Here is a 21,318-nt window from a genome sequence, read left to right on the forward strand (position 1 = left end):
ACTTATGTTTGAGAAGATAAAGCACCGCTTTCGCGTTATGAGAGCGGTTGCTTTTGTTACTTATAAGGAATGGAGTGCGTACAGAACGCATTCGATGGTTTCTATTTTTGTAGGCCCGGTATATTTTTTAGTGCAGTATTATATATGGAGCGCTGTTTATAGCGGAGAATCCTCTATTAACGGGATGTCGCTCTCTCAGATGCTCTCTTATTTTTGCGCTACGATGTTGATCAACTACTTGACCATGGATTTTGCCGATTGGAACTTGCAAATGCTCATTCGCACCGGGAAATTCATTACGTTCTCTTTAAGACCAATGAATCATATGTTCTATGCATTGTCTCAGAAGGCAGGGCATAGGGTACTTGGGCTTCTATTTGAATTTATACCCTGCTTTATGATCTTCTTCTTTATTTTTCATATTGATGTTTTACCCGCAAATTTACTATACGCAATGCTATCGATAGCTATGGCGTTCATGATGAATTTTTTCATCCACTATAGTATTGGAATGGTGGCCTTTTGGATGGTGCAATCCTCCAGTATTCGTAACTTTTTTAGTCTTTGTGAGGGGATATTCTCAGGATCACTGATTCCATTAGTCTTTTTTCCAAAGTCCTTACAGATGGCTTCCTTTTTCTTACCGTTTCAATATACGACCTTTCTGCCTGCAATGGTCTATACAGGTAGCTATACTTTAGCTGATATAACCTTACCTATTCCCCAAGTTTTGTTGTTGCAGCTTGTAGCCGTTATTATTGCCGGAATAGTCTGCCGGGTGTTGTATGCGGTATCGCTTAAGCATTTTACGGGGGTGGGCGCATGAAACGTATGTATCTAATATACAAAACTTGTATGAAGGCGAATATAGCTTCTGCTATCACTTATCGTGTTAATTTTATTCTTAATAGTCTTATCATGCTTATAGGGAATGTGTTGTTTCCTCTAGTAACAGTATTCATTTATAATTCGAATGCTTCATTTGAAGGATGGACCTTTAAAGAGGCACTATTAATTCAATCTGTCTTCATTCTGTCTACGGCTTGTGCCGGGATTTTTTTCAACGGAATCATGTGGAATACGATGTCCCATGTAGTGGAAGGAACGTTGGAAGTGGTATTAATTAAACCAACCTCGAGCCTTTTTCTGCTGTTGGCCAGATCTTTTGAGTTCGAAAGTATCGGGCTTTTAGGTGGAGGAGTAGTCATGTTCGTTTACGCACTTAGCGGAATCGATGGGATGACCATCGGCTCTTGGTTATTGTTCCTGTTGTTGTTTGGCGCAGGTCTGCTTGTTATGTTCGGCGTGGCGCTCATTGTGGCAGCAATTTCCTTCAAATGGGTGGCGAATTCCCGCTTGCCGGAGATGTTTGAGAGCATTAAGTCTTTTGGGCGTTATCCAGGGACGATTTTCCCTAAAGCAGTCGTAGCCGTAAGTTCTTTTCTTTTTCCGGTTTCCATGATTGCTTACTTTCCAGCATCTACTCTGATTGGACGATGGGAAGCCTATTTTTTTATAGCGATTATCCCTTGTGTGCTATTTGCTGCCTTCGGAATTTGGCTCTATACGTACATGCTTCGTAGTTACAAAAGTGCCGGAGGATGAATTTGTATGAAGGAGAATTACATTGGACATTATTACCGTCAAGAATTTAACTAAGCAATATGAAACGTATCACCGTGGACAAGATGCAAAAAGCGTATTTAAAAGTCTGTTTCACCGTGAAAAATCGATTATCACCTCTGTAGAAGATCTTTCGTTCAGTGTTGGAAAAGGAGAGATCATTGGCATTTTGGGTCCAAATGGTGCGGGGAAATCTACGACTATTAAAATGCTGACAGGTGTTCTCTATCCCACATCGGGAGAAATAAATGTTCTAGGATACAACCCTCATAAGCAAAAAAATCAATATGTAAAACAAATCGGAGTACTGTTCGGACAGAAATCGCAGTTAATATGGGACATTCCTCCTTTGGATAGCTTTTATATGAACAAGGAAATTTATGATATTCCTACGAATGACTTTCGTACAAGACTAGATCGATTTGTAAGTATGTTTGAGATTGGTGATATTATCACTAAGCCTACGCGCACCCTTTCACTGGGAGAACGAATGAAATGCGAGTTTATTATGGCAATGCTTCATTCTCCGCCAGTGGTTTTTTTGGATGAGCCGACGATCGGGCTGGATGTTATAGCTAAACAAAGAATCAGAGAATTCATTAAGCAAATGAATCAGGAAGGCACCACATTTATTCTAACGACACATGACTTGGAAGATGTGGAGCGTTTGGTGCAAAGAGTACTAATTATTCATCAAGGTAAAAAAGTATATGACGATAAGTTCTCCGAACTTCGACTTCATCTAGGCGCTAAAAAAGTGGTCAGGCTTTCTGCAGCTACAACGATTGGAGATATTGACCTGCCTGGGACTCTGATATCGGAAAGAATATCGGATTACGAAGTGGAATTAGAGATCGATACCGAGCAGTGTAAAATGGGTGAGTTTCTTCATATTCTTAGTGAAAAGGTAGAGATTCTTGATATATCCATTAAGGAGATCCAAATTGAAAAGATCATCAGCTCCATTTATGAGATGGATATGGGATAATATTTTTAAGCTTGGGAACGGATCATTTGCAGATTCAGATCTAGCATTGACCATAACTTTTCAGTAATTTCTTTTGCAGAACAAGGATTACTATGGGTAAACCACCATTCAATCACTCCGACAGTTGCCGAACTCAAAAATTGTACGGATATATCCTTACTTAACTTATCTAGGTTTAAATTGTTTTCTAAGAATTGTGTTTTGATTTGATTATTTATCATATCTTGTAATTGGTTTCTAAAGGAGAGCAAAGCTTTGTTTCTTAATAAAGTCTTATAAAAGAGAGCATTCTCCTCCAATTGTTCCAGCGTGCGGAGTAATGATGCCTTAGAGGGATTGGGTTCGGTTTCATCCTCCACTGCGGAGCAGCTTTCGATTAGTTGCTGGAGCTGAGCCGCCAGGCATTTATCCATCAGGTCATATTTATCCGCATAATGGGAATAAATCGTTCCGCGGTTTACATCAGCGCGCTCTGCGATTTCGTTAATCGTTATTTTTTCAAAATCTTTTTCAGCCATTAGTTGAATTAATGCATTCATGATGGCTGTTTGGTTTTTTTTAATTCTTCTATCCATGGTAATACTCCCTTTTTATTAAACAATGTATTGTATTTTGTTGAAAAACCAACAAAACCGATCAAACTAACGATTGAACCCTATCTGAGATGTGATAATCTGATTTTATCGAACAGATGATCGAAATTCAACAAATGTCTAAAAAGGGATAGAGGAGTTAAATATGAGAATATTAGTTTTCGGAGCGGGAGTTTTAGGCAGCTATCTTGCACATGTCCTGGTGCGTGGGGGAAACGATGTCACAGTGCTTGCCAGAGGGAAGCGTGCAGAGCAATTGACGAAAGACGGTCTTGTACTTCGCCATTATTTTCAATGTAAAAACACTATGGATTCTGTAAAAGTCATCTCAGAGCTTCAACCGGATGATCTCTATGATCTTATTTTTGTTGTTATGAAATATAATGATTTTCCATCTGTGTTACCTATTCTAGCTGAGAATCAGAGTCTGAATATAATTCTTGTGGGTAATAATGGCGATGCTCACGAAATGCAAAAGGATCTTCAGGAAATGAGCGATGTAAGAAAAAATATACTCTTTGGATTTCAGCTTAGCGCAGGAATTCGTGAAGCGAGCGGTCGAGTTATCAAAATACACGCAGGTGGGCAAATGGTACTTGGCAGTCTTGACGGTGAGATCCCAATAAAACACTTACTGGAAAAAGCGTTTGAGAACGCTAAGTATAAGCTAACTTATCATGAGGATATGGATGCTTGGCTCAAAAGTCATATCGTGCCTATAGTGGCTTTGAACTCCCTTAATTATCTTCATGACGGGGATTTAAAAAAGGTATCTAAAGATAAGAAGCTATTAAAACAAGCCATTTCAGTAATGGACGAAGGGTTTCAAATGATGGAGAAGCTAGACTATACGATCACTCCAGCAGGTCAAGTTGACTTTATTCGAAAACATAAACAGGGTGTATACTATGGTCTGAAAATAATTCATAAATTACCCTTTATGAAATTTGTAGATGGTTCTTTCAGCGAAATTGCTGCTTTGTTTAATTCGTTTGATAAGTTGAAACAACAAGCAAACATTGCGACGCCCCATTGGGATCAACTTCAAAAACAAGCGATCTCGAAGTTTAATGCAAATGTATAACAATCTTTTTTGGAGGTGTACAATCGATGGCTATATATTTTATACGGCATGGAATAGATGATGAAGGCTATCGTGGGGGTTGGAGTCAACGTGGGCTTGTAGTAGAGGGCTATAGACAAGCCGAACGACTTGGTTGTTATCTTAAGGAAAATCAGTCTAGCTTTAACATCACTCGTATCCTTAGTAGTGATTTGCAGCGTGCGTTAGATACAGCAAATGAGATCGCCAGAGCGCTAAGCTTGCCTGTTGAAAGCAGTCAGTCTTGGAGAGAAACGAATAATGGTGTAATCGCTGGAATGCCCCATGAAATTGCAAATGAACGATACCCGGGTCTCTATTTCTCAGAATTAAGAATGGATGAGAGATTTCCAGGAGGAGAGAGCCCACAGGATTTTTTTACGCGAATTAATACAAGTTTCTCAAAACTATGTAATGAACTGGAGAGTACTGATCCAAAAGAAAATGTAATTGTGGTTACGCATGGTGGCGTAATTAATATTATTTATCATATTTTAAAAGGGCTAACGTGGACCAATAAGAATGCCCATTTCCCGACTTCATATACAAGTATTCATAAAATAGAGTATCAAGTAGATAAGTGGGTAGTTACAGCTGAAAATCTTACGGAGCATATATCAAGTGATCAGGCTGCTGGTTTGTCCAATTGATTGGGAGGTACAAATATGGGATTATTGAATGCACTGATCGATCAAGCCAAGAACCCGAGAGGATTCGTGGGGAATATCATGATCAAGATCATGAACCAGGCGCATTCCAGCATAACAACGTGGGGGCTTAAAAAAATAGAAATGATGAACAACGCACCTATTTTGGACATAGGCTGTGGTGGCGGTCAAACTATACATATGCTTGCAAAACATAATAAATATCAGGAAATCTACGGCATAGATTATTCTCAGCAAGCTGTGGAGACATCCAATCAAAAAAACAATAAGGCTGTTGCCGCAGGTAAGGTGAAGATTAGTCAGGGAGACGTATCGGCTTTACCGTTCAATGATGGATTTTTCGGGACGATCACGGCTATTCAGACGCATTATTTCTGGCCAGATCTTGAACAAAATATAAGTGAAGTGTTTAGGGTGCTGAAGACAGGCGGAACGTTTGTTATTATTTCTGAGGTCTATAAAATCAATTATCACATGAAACAATACACAAAAAACGAAGAGATAGATCAGTTATTTCGGAAAGTTGGCTTTCAAACGGTAAATATTCACGAGAACAACAAATGGAGATGTTATGCTGGAAAGAAATAAAGCGGCCGCACCGCCCTACAAAGGACGACACAGCCGCTTTAATTTCACCGTCTAATTAGCCGGATTGGTATTAAACGAACAACGAACGGGAAATGATTACGAGCAAGATAAAAAGTACCAAGATCGCTCCAGTCGAAGTGAAGGCTCCTCCATGAAATTCACCCATGTTAATTCCTCCTTACCATATGTCTTTGTTCTCAAGTGCTGCGGCGGGTGTCGCAGCTTTCTGAGATAATGACATCATATGCCAAAGTGGACTGGATGTACTGGTCTATGGCCTATTGCTCGTCAATATGGGCTTTTAAGATGCGAAGTCCTTTAGGAAGATGATTCTTAAGTTGGCCTGCACTTGCTTTGCCCCAACTTATCGGCAATCCATCTAAAGTTACTAGTGTCCATCCATGTAATTCCACCGGTACTGGTAAGCTTTCTCCCCGGAGCCAAGCATGTATTTCCAGCCCCCCACTACTGAGATCAAAACTACGTGTTACTTGTGTGTGCTGAATCGCCATCGCTAGGGCGTGAGCGGGTTCAATCCGATTTTTCTTCAAATGGGCAATATGTAGCCCGGCACGAGGAATACGCAAACCATCCAGCAGCCCAGTATGGAGGTTGCCATTAAAGGATTCAGGCAGTAAATAAAGGGATTCTCCGAACAGCAGAGGGACGCCTTGATATGAGAAACCAGGAAGCTCTAACGAAGCCCAGTCTTGGAATAACTGGTATGCATCGCGAACGGAAGAATTAATTTTTGGGTTGCTTTTGCTTCGACGCTTTTTGGTGCTGCGTTTGGCGTCATCGTTAACGTCGTTTTCGGTGACACTTTGCTTACGTAGGAGTGCAACAAAGTGGCCTTCGCCTTTTTCTAAATGTGGCCAAAGGCGCTTGTGGGTGATTAATTCCATATCGGGGTAACGATCCGTCAATCGGGCAATGATCTCCTCATTCTCTTGACGGTTAAAGGTGCAAGTAGAGTAGGCTAGAGTCCCCCCAGGCTTAAGCATAAGGTAGGCGTCTTGCAGGATGTCCCATTGTCTCGCCGCACACATAACCACATGGTCAGGAGACCACTCTTGAACGGCATTTGGATCTTTTCGAAACATGCCTTCTCCTGAGCAAGGAGCATCCAGCATAATTCGGTCAAAAGCAAGTGGAAAGCGCGAAGACAGCTGCTCTGGCGTTGCACAGGTTACGAGGGTATTCTTTATACCTAAACGTTCTACGTTCTCTGCAAGGATTTTTGCGCGCTCTGGATGGATTTCATTAGAAATTAAGAGGCCTTGTCCTTGCATTAAACCAGCGATATGCGTAGTTTTACCCCCAGGAGCTGCTGCAAGGTCGAGGACGGTTTCACCGGGTTTAGGTGCCAGCAGTTCAGCTGCGGACATTGCGGAAGGCTCCTGAATATAATATAGTCCAGCAGCATGGTAAGGGTGCCTGCCTGGTCGAGCGGGCTCTTCATAATAATAACCATCAGGGCACCATGGGATAGGTTTCAGATCAAACTGTGAGACTGTGCGTTCTACTGCGACTTGACCTGAATCTGAGATACTTTTCAATGGATTAAAGCGAAGTCCCTGCGTTCGTGGAGCTGAATAACTTTCTAGAAAAGCATTTGCCTCTTGCCCCAGCATTTCTTGTATATATGCGGTGTAAGAGGCAGGCAGCTGTTCTTCCTTCATAGATCATTCTCCTTTTTCTTAGTTGCTGTTTCATGTTTATACCGATAAAATCAAGGTATGGGGAACGTAATCGTACCTGAAATTCTACATATACACAACTATATCATAATTGCCAAGTCTTACTGTACGTAAGGCAATTGTAAAGGGGATGTACCATATGAATTTGCTGCAAGCGCTCTTCTTCCCACCGGAGCAACCCGGTGGTGTATCGTCCATGATCCCTTATCTTCAGGAAAGGTTCCGTTCAAGCCGCTGGGAGATGGATTTGTTTTGGTTACCTAAGCGGATTCGCAACAAGGGACATGAAGAAGTCATATTCGAGACCTTTGATTGGACCCAGTTTGGGGAAAGTCAGATCGTTCAGAAATATATTCAGACCTACCGTGATTATCTATGGTGGACTAAACTACGAATGAGCAAGACATATGATCTTATCCATTCCCATCATCCAATTGCTGGTTTAGCAATGAAAAAAGTATTTCCAAATACTCCGTTAATTCAAACCTTACATTCCAGTTATGAGCGAGAGCTGATTCTGAATGGAGCTATTTCTGAAGGTGGGCTGGAACATCAGTTTCTAGTTTCGCTATACCGCGAACTTGAGCATGTTAGTGATCGGTTAATGACTGTGTCGCAAGCTTTTGCAGAGTATGTGGCGCCTTATATTCTAGATCCTTCTAATATAGGAGTAATACCGAATGGTTTTGATGAGAAAAGGTTTAAGCCAGTCCCGCATGACAACGCTGTACCACAGCTAGTGACTGTGACACGTCTAGTTCCAGCCAAAGGAATTGATACTTTACTCAAGGCCTGTGCTGAGCTTAAAAATCGCGGCCATGAATATGTACTGCATATTATTGGAGATGGACCTTCCCGTGCGGATTTGGAAAACATGGCTAAGCAATTAGGGATTTATAATGAAACAATTTTTTATGGATATACGCTCCATCCGGAAGAATTCATGCCTTTCTTTGATATTTTCGTGCTGCCTTCTCGGGCGGAGGCCTTCGGATCGGTGTTTGCAGAAGCAGCGCTTAGCTGCTTGGCTTTAGTTGGGACGAATGTAGGCGGGATACCGGAGCAGATTGAAGATGGTGTGAATGGCCTGCTCGTCAGTCCTGATGATGAGATTGCTCTTGCTGACGCTTTAGAGAAGGTGATATCTGATCCGGCTTATCGTTATGAGCTTTCTCGTTCAGCTTGGGATAAAGCGAAAAGCTTGTATTCGCTGACTCGTGTCGCTAATGAACTTAAAAAGACATACTTACAGTATCCCTCAGGAACGAAGGGGTGAGCAGCTATGATTCCATTTCGATTTCTACATGCTGCTGACTTACATCTGGATAGCCGTTTTGCTGGGCTGGCGCATATTTCGCCAGCCATTCGTTCTTATTTACGTGAGTCAACCTTCGCCGCCCTTGGGCGGCTTGTCCGCGTTGCCATCCAAGAGAATGTTGATTTTATCGTCATCAGTGGAGATGTATACGATGTTTCTGACGCTTCCTTACAGGGTCAACTGCGATTTCAGGAAGCACTCAAGGAACTGGGTCAGCAAGGAATACACGTGTTTCTGATCCATGGCAACCATGATCCACTTGACGGATTGCGTCTGACTACAGAAATGCCCAGCCATGTAACCGTGTTTGGAGGAGAGAAGCCAGATCTCGCTACGGCTTACCGTCGCAAAGATGGTCAAGAAGTGGCTATTGTTAGTGGAATCTCCTATCCGACTGCGAAAGTTACGGACAACACTGCAGTGACCTTTTCTCGAAAGCCTGGCAGCCGTCTGTTTCATATAGCTATGCTGCATGGGAATGTAGACGGTGATTTACTGCACGAGACGTATTCTCCTTGCAGTCGTAGGGACCTTATCGAACGGGGTTTTGATTATTGGGCACTTGGACATATCCATAAACGTAGTGTATTGCATGAAAAACCGGCGATTATATACCCGGGCAATATACAAGGACGTAGCATTAAGGAAACCGGACCTAAAGGTTGTTATGTTGTGGATGTTGATGAGGCTGGAAGTGCTACGCCCCATTTTCATGAGCTTGATTATGTTCGCTGGCAGGTACGGGATCTGTCCATTGAGGGATTGAGTAATGAAGCAGAATGGATACAAAGGGTAGAGCAGGTGATTGACGATATCAGGGAGGAACTCCCGGAGCTGATGTCAGTGGTCAGATTTCGTCTGATCGGACGCGGGGACGTACATAAAGTATTAGCTGAAAAAGGAGCGGTAGAGGATCTGCTGTCTGAACTCCAGCGCCGTGAGGCGGTACGTGCTGAGCGTAAAGATTATAAGGGACTTGTCTGGGTGGAAGGATTCGCTGTAGAATCCGGGTTAGCTATTGACCGTGAACGGTTATTAGAGGAGGATAGCTTTCTTGGAGAAATGCTGCGAATTACAGAGCGTACGGAACATTCAGCAGAAGCGCTTGAAGAATTAATAAACAGTGCGCTTAAGCCGCTCATGGAGAATCAGGAGCTGCGACAGCTGCTCTCGGTTACAAGTCAAGAGGAGAAGCTAAGTTGGCTTCGTAGTGCAGCAGAACAGGGAATCACAATGCTCGGTGGAATGGAGGGTGCTCCAGAAGATGAGAATTGAACATTTGCAGATCCATGGCTTCGGACGTTTGCATAACCGAGAGATTGAACTATCGGAAGGTGTTACTATACTCTATGGACGTAATGAAGCAGGAAAAAGCACGACGTTACAGTTTATTCGCTCCATGCTGTTTGGAATTCCAAGTCGTGGTAACCCTACGGAGAGGTATGAACCTATGCAAGGCGGATTACATGGGGGAATACTGAAGGCACGTGATAGTAATGGTGCCCTGTGGACCATTCGTCGCCATACAACTGGTGGTGAGGGCTCAGGAAGAAATGAGAAACTGAACATCACGGTTAACCATCCGAATGGAACAACGCAAGAGCTAGGGCAAGCTGAAATGGAGCGTCTTTTGCTTGGTGGTATCTCTCGGAGCATGTTCCATCAATTGTTCGCGGTCTCTCTCGATGAACTGCAGGAGCTTGCTGCGCTTCAATCAGAAGAGATGGGCAGCTTTCTCTTTCACGCGGGTATGGGCGGTGGTGGAACGATCATGCGTGCGGAACGCCGATTGGTACAGGAAGCTGAGAAGCTGTATAAACCTCGGGGCAAGCTACAGGAAGCTGCTAAAATCGTTCAGGCTATTGAGAAACTAGAGCGTCAGATGGCGGAGAGCCACTCTTATCTTCCACGTTATAACGGTAATATAGCAGCATTAAAGGTTACGGAATCTGAGCTAGATCAACTGGAACAACAACGTAAACTTACTGGAGACAAGCTCGTGATGCTTCGCAAAGCTCAGGATGTTCGTGAATTGTGGTTAAAATGGAGCGATGCGCAGCTCGAGCTGCAGGACCTGCCAGCGATTACAACCTTTCCTGAAGATGGAGCGATTCGCTATCAGGCACTTGAAGGTGAAATTCGGAATGCTCAGGGAGCAGTAACTCGTTATGAACGTCTGCAAAGTGAGCTTACGGCTGAGCTGGAGCAGAATCCGCCGAATGCGTTGTTAACAGCGCAAGGGCCTGCCCTGGAGCGGCTGGATCGCCATCGGAGCAGCTATGAAAACCTGCGAGCGGAAAGACAGCGGCTAGAAGGTGAATTGACCGCGCTGAATGAGCATTTGCAGCGAATTCTGCGAGGCATTGATGTCAACTGGAGCGCGGCAGAGCTGACTGCATTTTCGGGTGCAGCGGCGGATCGTGAAGCTGCACGGAGGTTTGCGGCGGCGTTCGCAAGTTATGATCGCCGCATGGAAGCGGAGGGCGCAGCGCGGCAGACGCTGCGTTCCCGCTTGGCCGCTGCCTCAGCTTCGCTGCAGGCAGCAGAACGAGCGCTGGCGCGTGAGCACGCTACCGGCGCCGAATCCTTTGCGCAGCTGGCTCCGCGCAGCGCCCGAGAAGTGCTGCAGCTGTGGGACGAGCTGCAGCAGGCGGCCGAGCGCTGGCGCGAAGCACAGCTCAGCGAAGGGCCGCAGCGCGGCCCCGGCGCCGGAAGTGACGGCCCTAGCGCGCAGCGCATGGCCGCGCTCTACCGGCGCCTGCTGTGGGCTGGGGCAGCACTAACCGTGCTGCTGCCCACAGCGCTGTGGCTGACCGGTGCTCCGCCGGTCAGCGCAGTGCTCGCGATCGGCCTGCTTGGCGCGGCCGATCTGGCCCTTTGGGCCGGCCTCAGCGGAGCGCGCCGGCCGGAAGCGTCCCCGCCAGTGCATGGCGGGGACGTGGGCACAGCCGCAGCCGAGATGCTGCGGCTGCGGGGGCAGCTGCTCTCCGGGGCGGAGCCGGAGAGCGCCATGCCGGGGCGGCGATCGGCCGCCCCGGGGTCCAGCCCTGACGCAGGCGGGCTGGAAGCCTCCATGAGGGATCTTCGCAGGCTCATGGAGGCTTGGTCAGCTTGGCGGCAGCGCATTGAACGCTATGCCGCCGAGCGGGATGCCTGCCGCACGGAGTTGGAGACGCTGGCAGGCCAAGAGAAGCTGCTCGCGGAAGAAATGAGCCTGGCGGAGACGGCTTTTACGCAAACTGCTGAGCACTATGAAGAATGGCTGCGTGAGCGCAGATTGTCCGAAGGGTTGTCTCCGGAAGGGCTGCCGGATATCTTCGCTATGGTGGAGCAGGGGAACGAACTGCTGCGCCAAGAGAATAAGCTCTCTTTACGACTGAAAGAGCTGGAAGATGAGTGTAACGTATTCGAGGAGGAGCTGCTTACTCTCATTTATGAATCTGGTACTGACCCTTTAGACGAGTCTGGCGTAGCGGCAACTAGCTTTGATATGGATCCGCACGATGGACAGCGACGATCTGCACTAACTTTACTAAGCTGGCTGGAACTTCGAAAAAGAGCTTGGGATGAACTGAAAAAGGACCTGGTTCGCCGGGAAGGCATTCAGTCACGGTTACAAGAGCTTCTGGAAGAGCTTAAGGAGAGCCATAGGGTATTAGGTGAGTTAAGAGAACAGCGTGACCACCTGTTGGACGAAGGCGGAGCAACAGGCGGGGAGGATTTCTTAAGGAGATCGGCTGCTGTACAGCGGCGTAGTGAGCTGAATAAATCCATTCGCCAGTGGGAGCTAGCCATGTTTGGAGGCTGGGAGGATGAGCGAGTTAACGCCTTGCAGTTATTATTAGATCATCATGATGCTTCAGCACTCCAGAAGGAACGTACGGCAGCTGAAGAGCTAGCTGAACGGGAAGAAGAACTGTGGAACACCCTGCTGGAGCAACGAGGAAAGCTGCTTCAGGAAAGGGAGTATTTGAAAGAGCGTTGTATGGAGGACTCTGTTATTCAGCAATTGGAAGAGCAGAGAGCTGCTCTGCGAATCGTGGCTGATAAGTATGCGGTAGCAGCATTAACTGCTGAATTAATCGGAAGAACCCGCCGTATTTATGAACAGGAGAAGCAACCGCAGGTACTTTTGCTTGCATCTGACTATTTCTCCAAGCTGACCGAAGGGGAATACAAAAGAGTAGTTATGACTCTAGGTCATAAAGAACTAAAAGCGGAACACAAAGATGCTGGACTGCTGGACAGCGGTCTGCTCAGCCGTGGGACGGCAGAACAGTTGTACCTTTCCATCCGCTGTGCACTTGCAGAGACGATGTCTCGGCAAGTATCGCTGCCACTGCTGTTCGATGATCTATTCGTCAATTTTGACGAGGCTCGTCTTCATGCTGCGCTTTCACTGCTTGGTGAACTGTCGGTCTCCCGCCAGATTGTGATGATGACCTGTCACAAGCATGTGGCGGAAGCGGCAGCACGAATCATTCCAACAGCAGCAGTTATTTCCGTGTAACTGGTTTTATGGATACAAGGCTGTTCCCTTTTCCACTCGAACCCGATGAAGAATCGCTACGTGGTGGAGTAGACCATGGCGTACGTAGTAGCATGACAGCCCAGACCATCGACAAAGCTCCGAAGATCGGGTAGAACACGGAGAGTAGAGAGCTAAAGCCAAATTGGCTCAGTAAATAACAGACCAACATCAGAATCGGCGTAATCAATGCGGGTTTAACTGGAATTCGTTGTTTAAGCTGCATGGTGACACCATAAATGTCGGCGACAAAAGTGCTAAAGATCTCCAAGAAGATCAGCAACAAATATATAGTTTGTACTACAGTACCCAACCGGATGGCGATGTTGCCCATAGGGATTTCAAATTGGAGAATATCAGGCATCTGGGAGCTCATCGCGAAATGTGCGGCGATCAACATAAAGCCGATTCCGGCACCACCAATAATACCGCCCCAGACAAGAGATTTTTCTTCATCAGTATGTCGAGCCATGGGAACTAATACGGCTTGAGCCATACCTAGATTGAAGGCGGTGTAGAGCAACGGCGACATCCAAGCGCCAAAGATTGTCCGATCCGTTTCTAGGAATAAGAACCGCTGAGCTCCTGGAATTTGAAAGGTATTAAAAATAATGATGAGTGACAGCGTAAGCATTAATGGGACGATCAGACTGTTCATTTGCAGAATACCGGAAATTCCCCGTTTAAGCAGAAAATAAGAACCAACCAGCGTGAGTATTAGCCCTGTTTGATAATGAAATCCAAGATGCTCTTGAAAAATAGCGCCCGCGCCTGCAAGCATAATACTGTTGACACCGATTAAGATGACCATCGTGAACAAACTGATGGTGCTTCCGACTTGGTCGCCGAAGAGGTGTCGGTTAAAGTCTTCATAAGACTCTGCTTCTATGCGCCGAGCGATGACCATCATTTTCGTACCCAGCCATATAAACAGTATAGTAGAGAGCAGGATGGTCAGGACTGCCCAGTGTCCGTAACGAGTGAAGAATTTTAATATTTCTTGTCCGGTGGCGAATCCGGCTCCTACAATGGTGCCAATGTAAGTGAATGCGATCTGTAATGTTCGGACATGTGATTTCATGGCTCCCCTCCTAATAGTTTTAAGAACAAAAGAAAAATCATAATGCGTGCTATGCAGGATTGCCTTGTGCACTCTGTATAGTACAGGTTATGATGAGGATCAGTAGGACATGACTTCCGTGATTCATTTGTACGGAACGTCTGCGATTATAAAGGGTATTGGAGGTTCAAAGTCATGGAAGTGTTGAAACAGCGGATTTTGGAGGAAGGTGTCGTCGTTTCAGATGAAGTGCTGAAGCTGGATGCACTGTTGAATCATCAGGTAGATCCGCAGCTTACGATGGAAATGGGACGGGAGTTTGCCGGGAGGTTTGCGGACTGCGGAATTACACGTATTGTGACCGTGGAATCCTCGGGCATTGCCGTGGCATTTGCCACCGCATATGAGTTAAAGGTGCCGTTAGTTTTTGCACGTCGCAAAAAAACACTGTTAGCAGATCCGGACGCACTTTGTGAAAGAGTTCCTTCTTTTACGAAAGGTATTGTTACCGACATTATGTTGTCTCGCCAATTCATCTCTCCAGAGGATAAAATCCTCTTTATCGATGATATTATTGCTAATGGTGATGCAGCACGTGGATTGATTAAGATCATCGAGCGCTCTGGCGCTGAGCTGGTAGGTCTTGGCGTTGTAGTGGAAAAAAGCTTTCAGGCTGGAGCTCGGACGATCAAAGAACAAGGCATCCGACTGGAGTCACTCGTAAGAATTACTTCTCTTAGTGGAGGCACCATTGAATTTGGGGAATAACCCGTTTTTGAGATAAGAACAGGCCTATTTTTCAAACAACTGCTTTTCACCCTATAGATTTTCCTTTATAATAAAATCAGACATAGGGAGGAGGCGTCACAATGGGGAAAGAACCGGTGACTGAGCAATTTTTTATTGATAAATTAACCGAGGCCAAGGATCACTTCGAGCGTGCGCTGGATTGCAAACACACGGAATTCGACGATCTGTATCCCTATATGATTGAACATCCTCAGTTTTTTTGGTACAAACGCTATGTAGCTTGGTCAGAACTTCTGACAATCAAAGGTTTATGTGAGGAACTTTCCTTCCCTTGGAGGGAGAAATTCACAACAAACCAAGTGGAGTATCTGGAGCAACGTGTGATGTCCGCTAAAGTTCTTGATTTCTGGTTTGAGAAGAATGAAGCGCTGATATAAGAATGCTTTAGTAGACATGCAATTGGTCAATTACTTATACGAGACCCAGATGATTTTTCATTTGGGTCTTTTTTCTGGAAATATAAGAAAGTATATATTTTAAGCTATCCTTTATCCTTATATTTTTCGCAGAACGGATCTTTGCGAGCGATATGTAGTATCACTGCATCGGAACTATCCCCTAAAAGGGGGGCGTATCCGTTTCTGCTTAATGAAAATAGGATAAGCTATACAGAGGGAGGAATTCATGATGATTAGCGATGAACAATTGGATGCATACCGAATTTCCGGCGAGAAAATTCGTGTGGTGCGGGACGGCATAGAAAGTAATGATGTAAAAGGGATTGTTCTGGCTTGGGATGATTCGCAGGTGATGATACGTCGTCAGAATAGACGAGTAGTAAAGCTGGATCGGAATTATTTATTCCAACCCTTCAGCGAACCAAGGAAAGAACCTGATAATATATAGTTTCCGCAGCAAAAACAGCTCCTTACCCAAATTGGGTGGGGAGCTGTTCTGCTTACATATATGCCTCTGACGGATTAAATACTTAAAGCTAGCTGGGAGTCACTTTCTTCTCTGGAGAGTATGGAGAGCTCTGTGGACAGTCCGAGATACGCACGCATTCTCAGCATCATCTCTCTACGGAATCCTGGCCATAATATATTTATCTCACCTTGATATCCTCTACAGGAGTACAAGGCCTCGACTCCTCGTTGATCTTGGCGAACGGTTGTGATCTTCAGATCATGTGAGCTCAATTCACGCGTAACCTCTTGAAGCATTAGTGAGGTCTTCTTAGTGGCACCAGACAAGAGCTCCATATAAAGCTGAGGGGTCTTAAATAGACCACTCTTGCTGATTACACGGCAGTCACGCTCGAAAACTTTATGAATAAACGTTAGCAGCAAATAGCTTCTGACAAGGGACAGTTCTTCTTTAGTAACATCTTCATCAACAATGGATGTCTTCAACTTCGTAGTCGCCATTATAAATCACCTCATTTATATTATGCGAACTTTTGTTCTTATTATACCTTATATTCCGAATTAAAAGCAATAATTATCCATAAAATAATGATCGATAAGAAAAGCTGGAAAATATATTGACGCTTTAATCTCAGCATGGTATGATCTATCTTGTGACCGCAAGTTTGATATGTAGTCATTATGATGTGCGGTCGTGGCGGAATTGGCAGACGCGCACGGTTCAGGTCCGTGTGGTAGCAATATCGTGGAGGTTCGAGTCCTCTCGACCGCATCACAAGAAACTCCCTTGAGAAATCAAGGGAGTTTTTTTGTGAATATAATTAATCGAAGGTAACTTTAGCATACTCGTATCTAGATCGATAAATATCGAATTAACCCTAATAGAGCGAAGGTGAGCAAAACTGTTCCAGCACCAATGCCTGTAATTGCACTGTTTGCGACCTTAAGTTTTTTAGATATGAACAGTGATACGATAGAGATTGCAACCAGAAGTGCTGCTAAAAGGTATAAACTGAAATCGTTAAACACACTTTTTAAGCCAATAAAATGAATCCCTACTATAAAGGCAATCCAAGGAGCAACATAATCATTATACTTACATTTCATCAATATAGAAGCTCCAGCACCAGCCAACAATAATTCAATATAGACAGAAATTAGATAATTATTAAAGGAGGTCTTGTCATTTAATACGGAGGGAGCATCCCAGTTCGTCACACTTAAATAGACACCAATCAAGCAGACGAGAAGGGATACACCAGAAGCTATGCCAATATATTTTCGCCAGCTGGATCTGGGGTTTTCTTGTGCCCAACCAAACCAACTAAAACTAAACATACCGAATATAGAAGCATACATGGCGTAATCCCTCACATAATCCATACAGTACCCCCTATAAATATTAACAATATTCCAGGCAGAGTCTTATACTGTAGACTTCCGAAGCATCCAGAACGATAAGAGTGCATACAAGACCGTCAAGGGCATACTCCACAAGGCAAGTTCAAATGCGGTATGGCTAGCCAACCAATTAAATACATCTACCCACCACTGATAATATGTCATTAACAATCCAGCGACACTGTACAGAATAAACATGACTGCCGCGAAAATGAATAGGCCGCTTCTACCAAATCTACGGAAGATGCTGGATATAACAAATCCCCAATAAAACATATGCAACAAGATCATGAAATAGATCCACAGCTGCTCTAGGACGGTACCATCATTCAAGTATGGTAGGTGAAAATAATGTAGCTGCACACCCCATCCAGATGTTAATTTGGTTTCTATAATAGATAGCAGGAACAGAAGTAGTGAGAAGCCGGCACTTGTTATAACGGCCATCAAGGATGTGCCGAAGAAATAATCTATCCTCCGTAGGCTTAAGCCCAAGGCAAAGGGGAAAGTCTGTACTAAAATGATGATACCTATGACAAACATATAAATAAAGATTGAGACTAGGCCGCCGGTATACATTGGTTCTTGCAGGAAAAAAGCTATGACAAGATTAACCAAAAAGCTGGACAATAATATAATCCAAGGCATAAACAACCAAAACCATTTATCCTTATAGTGCATTTTTAATATCCCTGTCATTTGGTTCATTGCACTGCAACTCCCTTCCCTTGGGATTTTCTGTTTGTAAGATGAACAATTAACTGTTGTAAAGATATCGGGGAGATCTCCAGACCAAGCATCTCAGCACGTGATAGATCTGTTGAGTTTAAGCCAATAACAGTGGCAGAAAGTAATCCGCCAAAGGATTCACGAGAGATGATCTCTTTACCGGTGATTAAATCTTCGACCTTCGCAGCCGCACCGATAACTTTAGCAGCCCGCCCGCGAAGAGCTTCAGCATCCTCATTGATAATCAGCTTACCGTTGTCGATAACAATGACATGCTCTAATAGCTGGCTTACCTCGTCAATTAAGTGTGTAGACAAGACAACTGTTCGCGGATATTCTGAATAATCCTCAATTAGTCGATCGTAAAATAGGCTTCTTGCTACAGCATCGAGACCTAAATAAGGTTCGTCAAAAATAGTCAGCGGAGCGCGGCTCGCCAGGCCTACTACAATGCCCACCGCCGAGAGCATTCCTCTGGACAGCTTCTTTATTCTTCTTTTTAAGGGGAGATTAAAGTCCTTGATTAAGGAGTGGGCGTAGTCCCGATCAAAGTTAGGGAAGAATAACTCGGATACCTCTAGAACATCGATAATACGGTACGTATCCGGATACTTTTGGCTTTCCTTAATAAAGCAAATCTGATTGAGTACGCGGTTATTCTCGTAGGGATGTTCCCCGAACACCTTTAAATCACCGCTTGTAGCAAATAACTGTGCTGTAATCATGTGCATGATCGTTGTTTTTCCTGCACCATTTCTGCCAAGCAGACCATAGATTTTGTTCTTTTCTAAAGAAAAACTAATGTCTTGGATGACGGTTACCTTTCCATACGACTTGGTCAGTCCCTTGATCTCAACGACTTCATTCATGACCGATTATCTCCCCTCTGAATCATCTTCGTTAATTGATCCAACGTAATTCCTAATTTCTCTGCTTCACGGATCATAGTTACAACATATTGCTCATAAAATTGCTCTTTTCTCTTCTCCATCAATACTGTGCGCGCTCCAGAAGCTACAAACATGCCGATACCTCGCTTTTTGTATAAAATTCCTTGGTCGACAAGCAAATTCACACCTTTCGCAGCCGTCGCCGGATTGATCTGGTAAAAAACAGCAAATTGATTTGTGGAAGGAACCTGTGATTCCTCCAAGAGTGTTTCTTCGATGATGTCATTTTCTATGCGTTCGGCGATCTGCATAAATATCGGTCGAGTATCATCCATTAAGCTTCCCATGTATTCACCGCCATGTTCATTGGTTAGTTAGTTATGTAATTAACCATATATGCAACAGACCTATTTGTCAATCATTACTATGTGGATTTTTTGATCCTTTGAGCCCAAATCCAGCGAATTGGCGTATCAGCATAAATAAAAAGGCAGTTCGGATTCACACCGAACTGCCTTTTATTTTAGTTGGATGTCTGCTATGATTTTGTCCTATTAGAAAACAAGAGAAGGGTGAAACTATGAATGAATATGGTCCGGATTTATTTAAAGGTACGGCAGTGTACTATTCAAAATATCGACCGCAGTATCCTTCATCCCTTATTCGGTTCTTAATTCAGAAGTTTTCGCTTAACGGAGAAGGCCGTCTGCTTGATTTAGGGTGTGGTACGGGTCAGCTGGGACTAAGATTTAGTGATTGGTTTGAGGAAATGATAGGTGTAGATACGGAAAGTGGAATGTTGGAAGAGGCTAATCGTCTATCAAAAATCCATAGGGTTGATAACGTTAGTTGGATGCTTGGTAGAGCAGAAGAGTTGCAGAACGTCTGGGGTTCCTTCCGTCTTACCATCTTAGCTAAAGCGTTTCACTGGATGGATAGATCGTCTATTCTTGAAATCCTATACCACAGTTCGGACAATAATGGCGGTCTAGCAATTATTGATACTTTTAATGTAGGGCAAGAGCCATTATCTTGGCAGCTTAAGGTAAATGAAGTAGTGAAACGCTGGTTAGGTAACGAAAGAATCGCAGGAAACAGCATCTATACTCATCCTAAAGAAAGGCATGAGGATATTGTTGCGCGATCTAGCTTTAAGGATGTGGAAAGATTGATTTTACCGAGTTATTCAGTGACATGGACGGTGGATTCGATTCTTGGTAATTTGTATTCCACATCCTATGCTTCAAAGCGCTTATTTGGAAATCACTTAGAACGATTCGAAGCGGATTTAAAATCTTCTTTATTAGAAATTGAGCCTACGGGTAAATTTACTGAAGTGTTATCAGTTTCTGTTATCACAGCTTTAAAGAAGGAAGCAAAATCACAATAAGAATCTCGCATTGATCTCACCAGAGCCCGCTGTGTTAGGGGGGAGTTTCAGAGAGAATGTGTTCTTTTTTAGTATGGATTTCACTTGCTTAGGAGTTAGTGAGGGATTTCTCTGCAGCAATTGAGCAATGACACCAGAGACTATAGGTGTTGAGACACTGGTACCGGACAGCACAAAGTAATTTTTAGCGATCCGCAAGTAAGGAAGCTCGCGATCTAGCTTGGAATGAGGCGCACGAAGAGAGATAATGGTTTCGCCAGGAGCTACGAGGTCTGGTTTCTTTCTCCCTCCCGGTGCAGGTCCACGGCTTGAATACGAGGTAATCCGGTCGTCCTTTTGTGTGAGCGTGCGACGGTCATCCACTGCACCTACGGTAATTGCAGAAGGACTAATACCAGGAGATTCTATCGTCCTGCGTCCAGGGCCGCTATTTCCAGCTGCAATCACAACAGTGAGTCCAGCCTTTATTGCTTTTTCTACGGCTTGGCACAACGGGTCGTCTGCACAAGGTGAATTTACCGTACCCCCTAATGACATCGAAAGGATACGTAGTTTTAGTCGCTTTCGATTCGCAATACACCACTCAATTCCTTTAATGATCGTGGAGTCATATCCGTCACCATTTTTATCAAGTACTTTAACACCAACGATCCCTGCCTTTGGAGCAGGGCTTTTGTATTTTCCTTTACTCATCCATCCGTTGCCTGCCGCGTCCCCTGCGATATGAGTCCCATGGCCGTTATCGTCGTAGGGAAGTTTTCTGTGATTGATAAAATCTTTAAAAGCTACGATACGGTTACAGGGCTGAATAAGATCAGGGTGCCTATACACTCCTGTGTCAAGAATGGCAATGTTGATTCCTTTTCCGGTAAGTCCCTGTTTCTTTTGGACGGATGTAGAACCGATGGATGGTGTTGCTATATAAAGTGATGTTTTTTTAATTCCGTCTACATAGATTTGATCGATTCCATGCCAACTGCATATCTGTTTCAGACAGTTCATCGAAACTCGTGATGATACAGAATTTAGTATGGGGAGTTGATGTTTGATAGGAAAGTCATGTG

The 21,318-nt window shown here is 44.4% G+C and carries 23 protein-coding genes and 1 tRNA gene; 14 read left to right on the forward strand and 10 right to left on the reverse strand.

The window, feature by feature from the left end; translation table 11 throughout:
* Positions 1 to 4: 4 nt before the first annotated feature.
* The 3 genes from NYE25_RS00500 to NYE25_RS00510 are packed head-to-tail and all read left to right on the forward strand — an operon-like array spanning position 5 to position 2,611.
* The gene (locus tag NYE25_RS00500) at positions 5 to 826 is read left to right on the forward strand and encodes an ABC transporter permease (RefSeq protein ID WP_149643976.1); all 822 of its coding nucleotides are present in this window, start codon (positions 5 to 7) and stop codon (positions 824 to 826) included.
* On the forward strand, positions 823 to 1,605 hold the full coding sequence (locus tag NYE25_RS00505; RefSeq protein WP_341053704.1) for an ABC transporter permease: 783 nt from the start codon (positions 823 to 825) through the stop codon (positions 1,603 to 1,605). Before NYE25_RS00500 ends, NYE25_RS00505 begins: the two co-directional genes overlap by 4 nt.
* Positions 1,606 to 1,627: 22 nt before the next feature.
* Positions 1,628 to 2,611 carry an ABC transporter ATP-binding protein gene (locus NYE25_RS00510; RefSeq protein ID WP_231573419.1) on the forward strand — a complete coding sequence of 328 codons (984 nt, stop codon included), beginning with the start codon at positions 1,628 to 1,630 and terminating at the stop codon, positions 2,609 to 2,611.
* Between the two features lie 5 nt (positions 2,612 to 2,616).
* On the opposite strand, the gene NYE25_RS00515 is transcribed toward NYE25_RS00510, so the two are convergent.
* Positions 2,617 to 3,186, reverse strand: coding sequence for a TetR/AcrR family transcriptional regulator (locus NYE25_RS00515; RefSeq protein ID WP_042186879.1), 570 nt, complete (start codon positions 3,184 to 3,186; stop codon positions 2,617 to 2,619).
* 163 nt (positions 3,187 to 3,349) lie between these two features.
* Here NYE25_RS00515 and NYE25_RS00520 point away from each other — a divergent pair, with 163 nt between their 5' ends.
* From NYE25_RS00520 to NYE25_RS00530, 3 genes are read left to right on the forward strand one after another with little or no spacing between them, the layout of a single operon-like run.
* Positions 3,350 to 4,288: a ketopantoate reductase family protein gene (locus NYE25_RS00520; protein WP_341144824.1), complete on the forward strand. Its 939-nt coding sequence runs from the start codon at positions 3,350 to 3,352 to the stop codon at positions 4,286 to 4,288.
* A 26-nt stretch (positions 4,289 to 4,314) separates the two neighbouring features.
* Positions 4,315 to 4,956: a histidine phosphatase family protein gene (locus NYE25_RS00525; RefSeq protein WP_340968735.1), complete on the forward strand. Its 642-nt coding sequence runs from the start codon at positions 4,315 to 4,317 to the stop codon at positions 4,954 to 4,956.
* A gap of 15 nt (positions 4,957 to 4,971) precedes the next feature.
* The gene (locus NYE25_RS00530; RefSeq protein WP_341144825.1) at positions 4,972 to 5,562 is read left to right on the forward strand and encodes a class I SAM-dependent methyltransferase; all 591 of its coding nucleotides are present in this window, start codon (positions 4,972 to 4,974) and stop codon (positions 5,560 to 5,562) included.
* 70 nt (positions 5,563 to 5,632) lie between these two features.
* Here NYE25_RS00530 and NYE25_RS00535 read toward each other — a convergent pair whose 3' ends face one another.
* Both NYE25_RS00535 and NYE25_RS00540 read right to left on the reverse strand, forming a co-directional pair.
* The gene (locus tag NYE25_RS00535) at positions 5,633 to 5,728 is read right to left on the reverse strand and encodes a sporulation protein YjcZ (protein WP_197069771.1); all 96 of its coding nucleotides are present in this window, start codon (positions 5,726 to 5,728) and stop codon (positions 5,633 to 5,635) included.
* Between the two features lie 112 nt (positions 5,729 to 5,840).
* Positions 5,841 to 7,244 (reverse strand): RsmB/NOP family class I SAM-dependent RNA methyltransferase, encoded by a 1,404-nt coding sequence (locus NYE25_RS00540; RefSeq protein WP_149643981.1) that lies wholly within the window; start codon positions 7,242 to 7,244, stop codon positions 5,841 to 5,843.
* Between the two features lie 157 nt (positions 7,245 to 7,401).
* On the opposite strand from NYE25_RS00540, the gene NYE25_RS00545 reads away from it, so the two are divergent.
* From NYE25_RS00545 to NYE25_RS00555, 3 genes are read left to right on the forward strand one after another with little or no spacing between them, the layout of a single operon-like run.
* Complete coding sequence (locus NYE25_RS00545) at positions 7,402 to 8,538, forward strand: glycosyltransferase family 4 protein (RefSeq protein ID WP_042186889.1); 1,137 nt, start codon at positions 7,402 to 7,404, stop codon at positions 8,536 to 8,538.
* A gap of 6 nt (positions 8,539 to 8,544) precedes the next feature.
* Positions 8,545 to 9,855, forward strand: a complete 1,311-nt coding sequence (locus NYE25_RS00550) for a metallophosphoesterase family protein (protein ID WP_341144826.1) — start codon at positions 8,545 to 8,547, stop codon at positions 9,853 to 9,855.
* Positions 9,845 to 13,090, forward strand: a complete 3,246-nt coding sequence (locus NYE25_RS00555) for an AAA family ATPase (protein WP_341144827.1) — start codon at positions 9,845 to 9,847, stop codon at positions 13,088 to 13,090. Before NYE25_RS00550 ends, NYE25_RS00555 begins: the two co-directional genes overlap by 11 nt.
* On the opposite strand, the gene NYE25_RS00560 is transcribed toward NYE25_RS00555, so the two are convergent.
* Entirely contained in the window at positions 13,077 to 14,189 is a 1,113-nt protein-coding gene (locus tag NYE25_RS00560; RefSeq protein WP_042186895.1) for a YkvI family membrane protein, read from the reverse strand. The two genes, NYE25_RS00555 and NYE25_RS00560, sit on opposite strands and share 14 nt — an antisense overlap.
* 174 nt (positions 14,190 to 14,363) lie before the next feature.
* On the opposite strand from NYE25_RS00560, the gene NYE25_RS00565 reads away from it, so the two are divergent.
* The 3 genes from NYE25_RS00565 to NYE25_RS00575 all read left to right on the forward strand — a co-directional run bounded on the left by NYE25_RS00565 (position 14,364) and on the right by NYE25_RS00575 (position 15,824).
* Positions 14,364 to 14,936, forward strand: a complete 573-nt coding sequence (locus tag NYE25_RS00565; protein WP_076283133.1) for a xanthine phosphoribosyltransferase — start codon at positions 14,364 to 14,366, stop codon at positions 14,934 to 14,936.
* Positions 14,937 to 15,037: 101 nt separating this feature from the next.
* Positions 15,038 to 15,355: a hypothetical protein gene (locus NYE25_RS00570; RefSeq protein ID WP_036689410.1), complete on the forward strand. Its 318-nt coding sequence runs from the start codon at positions 15,038 to 15,040 to the stop codon at positions 15,353 to 15,355.
* Positions 15,356 to 15,605: 250 nt separating this feature from the next.
* Positions 15,606 to 15,824 (forward strand): hypothetical protein, encoded by a 219-nt coding sequence (locus tag NYE25_RS00575; RefSeq protein WP_042186900.1) that lies wholly within the window; start codon positions 15,606 to 15,608, stop codon positions 15,822 to 15,824.
* A 74-nt stretch (positions 15,825 to 15,898) separates the two neighbouring features.
* On the opposite strand, the gene NYE25_RS00580 is transcribed toward NYE25_RS00575, so the two are convergent.
* Positions 15,899 to 16,345, reverse strand: coding sequence for a hypothetical protein (locus NYE25_RS00580; protein ID WP_341144828.1), 447 nt, complete (start codon positions 16,343 to 16,345; stop codon positions 15,899 to 15,901).
* Positions 16,346 to 16,532: 187 nt separating this feature from the next.
* On the opposite strand from NYE25_RS00580, the gene NYE25_RS00585 reads away from it, so the two are divergent.
* Positions 16,533 to 16,616 (forward strand) — tRNA-Leu (locus NYE25_RS00585).
* 80 nt (positions 16,617 to 16,696) lie between these two features.
* Here the strand turns inward: NYE25_RS00585 and NYE25_RS00590 are convergent.
* From NYE25_RS00590 to NYE25_RS00605, 4 genes are read right to left on the reverse strand one after another with little or no spacing between them, the layout of a single operon-like run.
* Positions 16,697 to 17,227, reverse strand: a complete 531-nt coding sequence (locus NYE25_RS00590) for a hypothetical protein (RefSeq protein ID WP_341144829.1) — start codon at positions 17,225 to 17,227, stop codon at positions 16,697 to 16,699.
* A gap of 42 nt (positions 17,228 to 17,269) precedes the next feature.
* A complete protein-coding gene (locus NYE25_RS00595; RefSeq protein WP_042186907.1) occupies positions 17,270 to 17,953 on the reverse strand; it encodes a hypothetical protein in 684 nt (227 codons plus the stop codon).
* Positions 17,950 to 18,843, reverse strand: coding sequence for an ABC transporter ATP-binding protein (locus tag NYE25_RS00600; protein ID WP_234541932.1), 894 nt, complete (start codon positions 18,841 to 18,843; stop codon positions 17,950 to 17,952). Before NYE25_RS00600 ends, NYE25_RS00595 begins: the two co-directional genes overlap by 4 nt.
* On the reverse strand, positions 18,840 to 19,211 hold the full coding sequence (locus tag NYE25_RS00605; RefSeq protein ID WP_042186911.1) for a GntR family transcriptional regulator: 372 nt from the start codon (positions 19,209 to 19,211) through the stop codon (positions 18,840 to 18,842). Before NYE25_RS00605 ends, NYE25_RS00600 begins: the two co-directional genes overlap by 4 nt.
* A gap of 233 nt (positions 19,212 to 19,444) precedes the next feature.
* On the opposite strand from NYE25_RS00605, the gene NYE25_RS00610 reads away from it, so the two are divergent.
* Positions 19,445 to 20,254, forward strand: coding sequence for a class I SAM-dependent methyltransferase (locus NYE25_RS00610; protein WP_341144830.1), 810 nt, complete (start codon positions 19,445 to 19,447; stop codon positions 20,252 to 20,254).
* Here the strand turns inward: NYE25_RS00610 and NYE25_RS00615 are convergent.
* A complete protein-coding gene (locus tag NYE25_RS00615) occupies positions 20,246 to 21,256 on the reverse strand; it encodes a S8 family peptidase (RefSeq protein ID WP_341144831.1) in 1,011 nt (336 codons plus the stop codon). The two genes, NYE25_RS00610 and NYE25_RS00615, sit on opposite strands and share 9 nt — an antisense overlap.
* Positions 21,257 to 21,318: the final 62 nt, after the last annotated feature.

The organism is Paenibacillus sp. FSL E2-8871, assembly GCF_038000345.1.
Taxonomy (GTDB): domain Bacteria; phylum Bacillota; class Bacilli; order Paenibacillales; family Paenibacillaceae; genus Paenibacillus_AQ.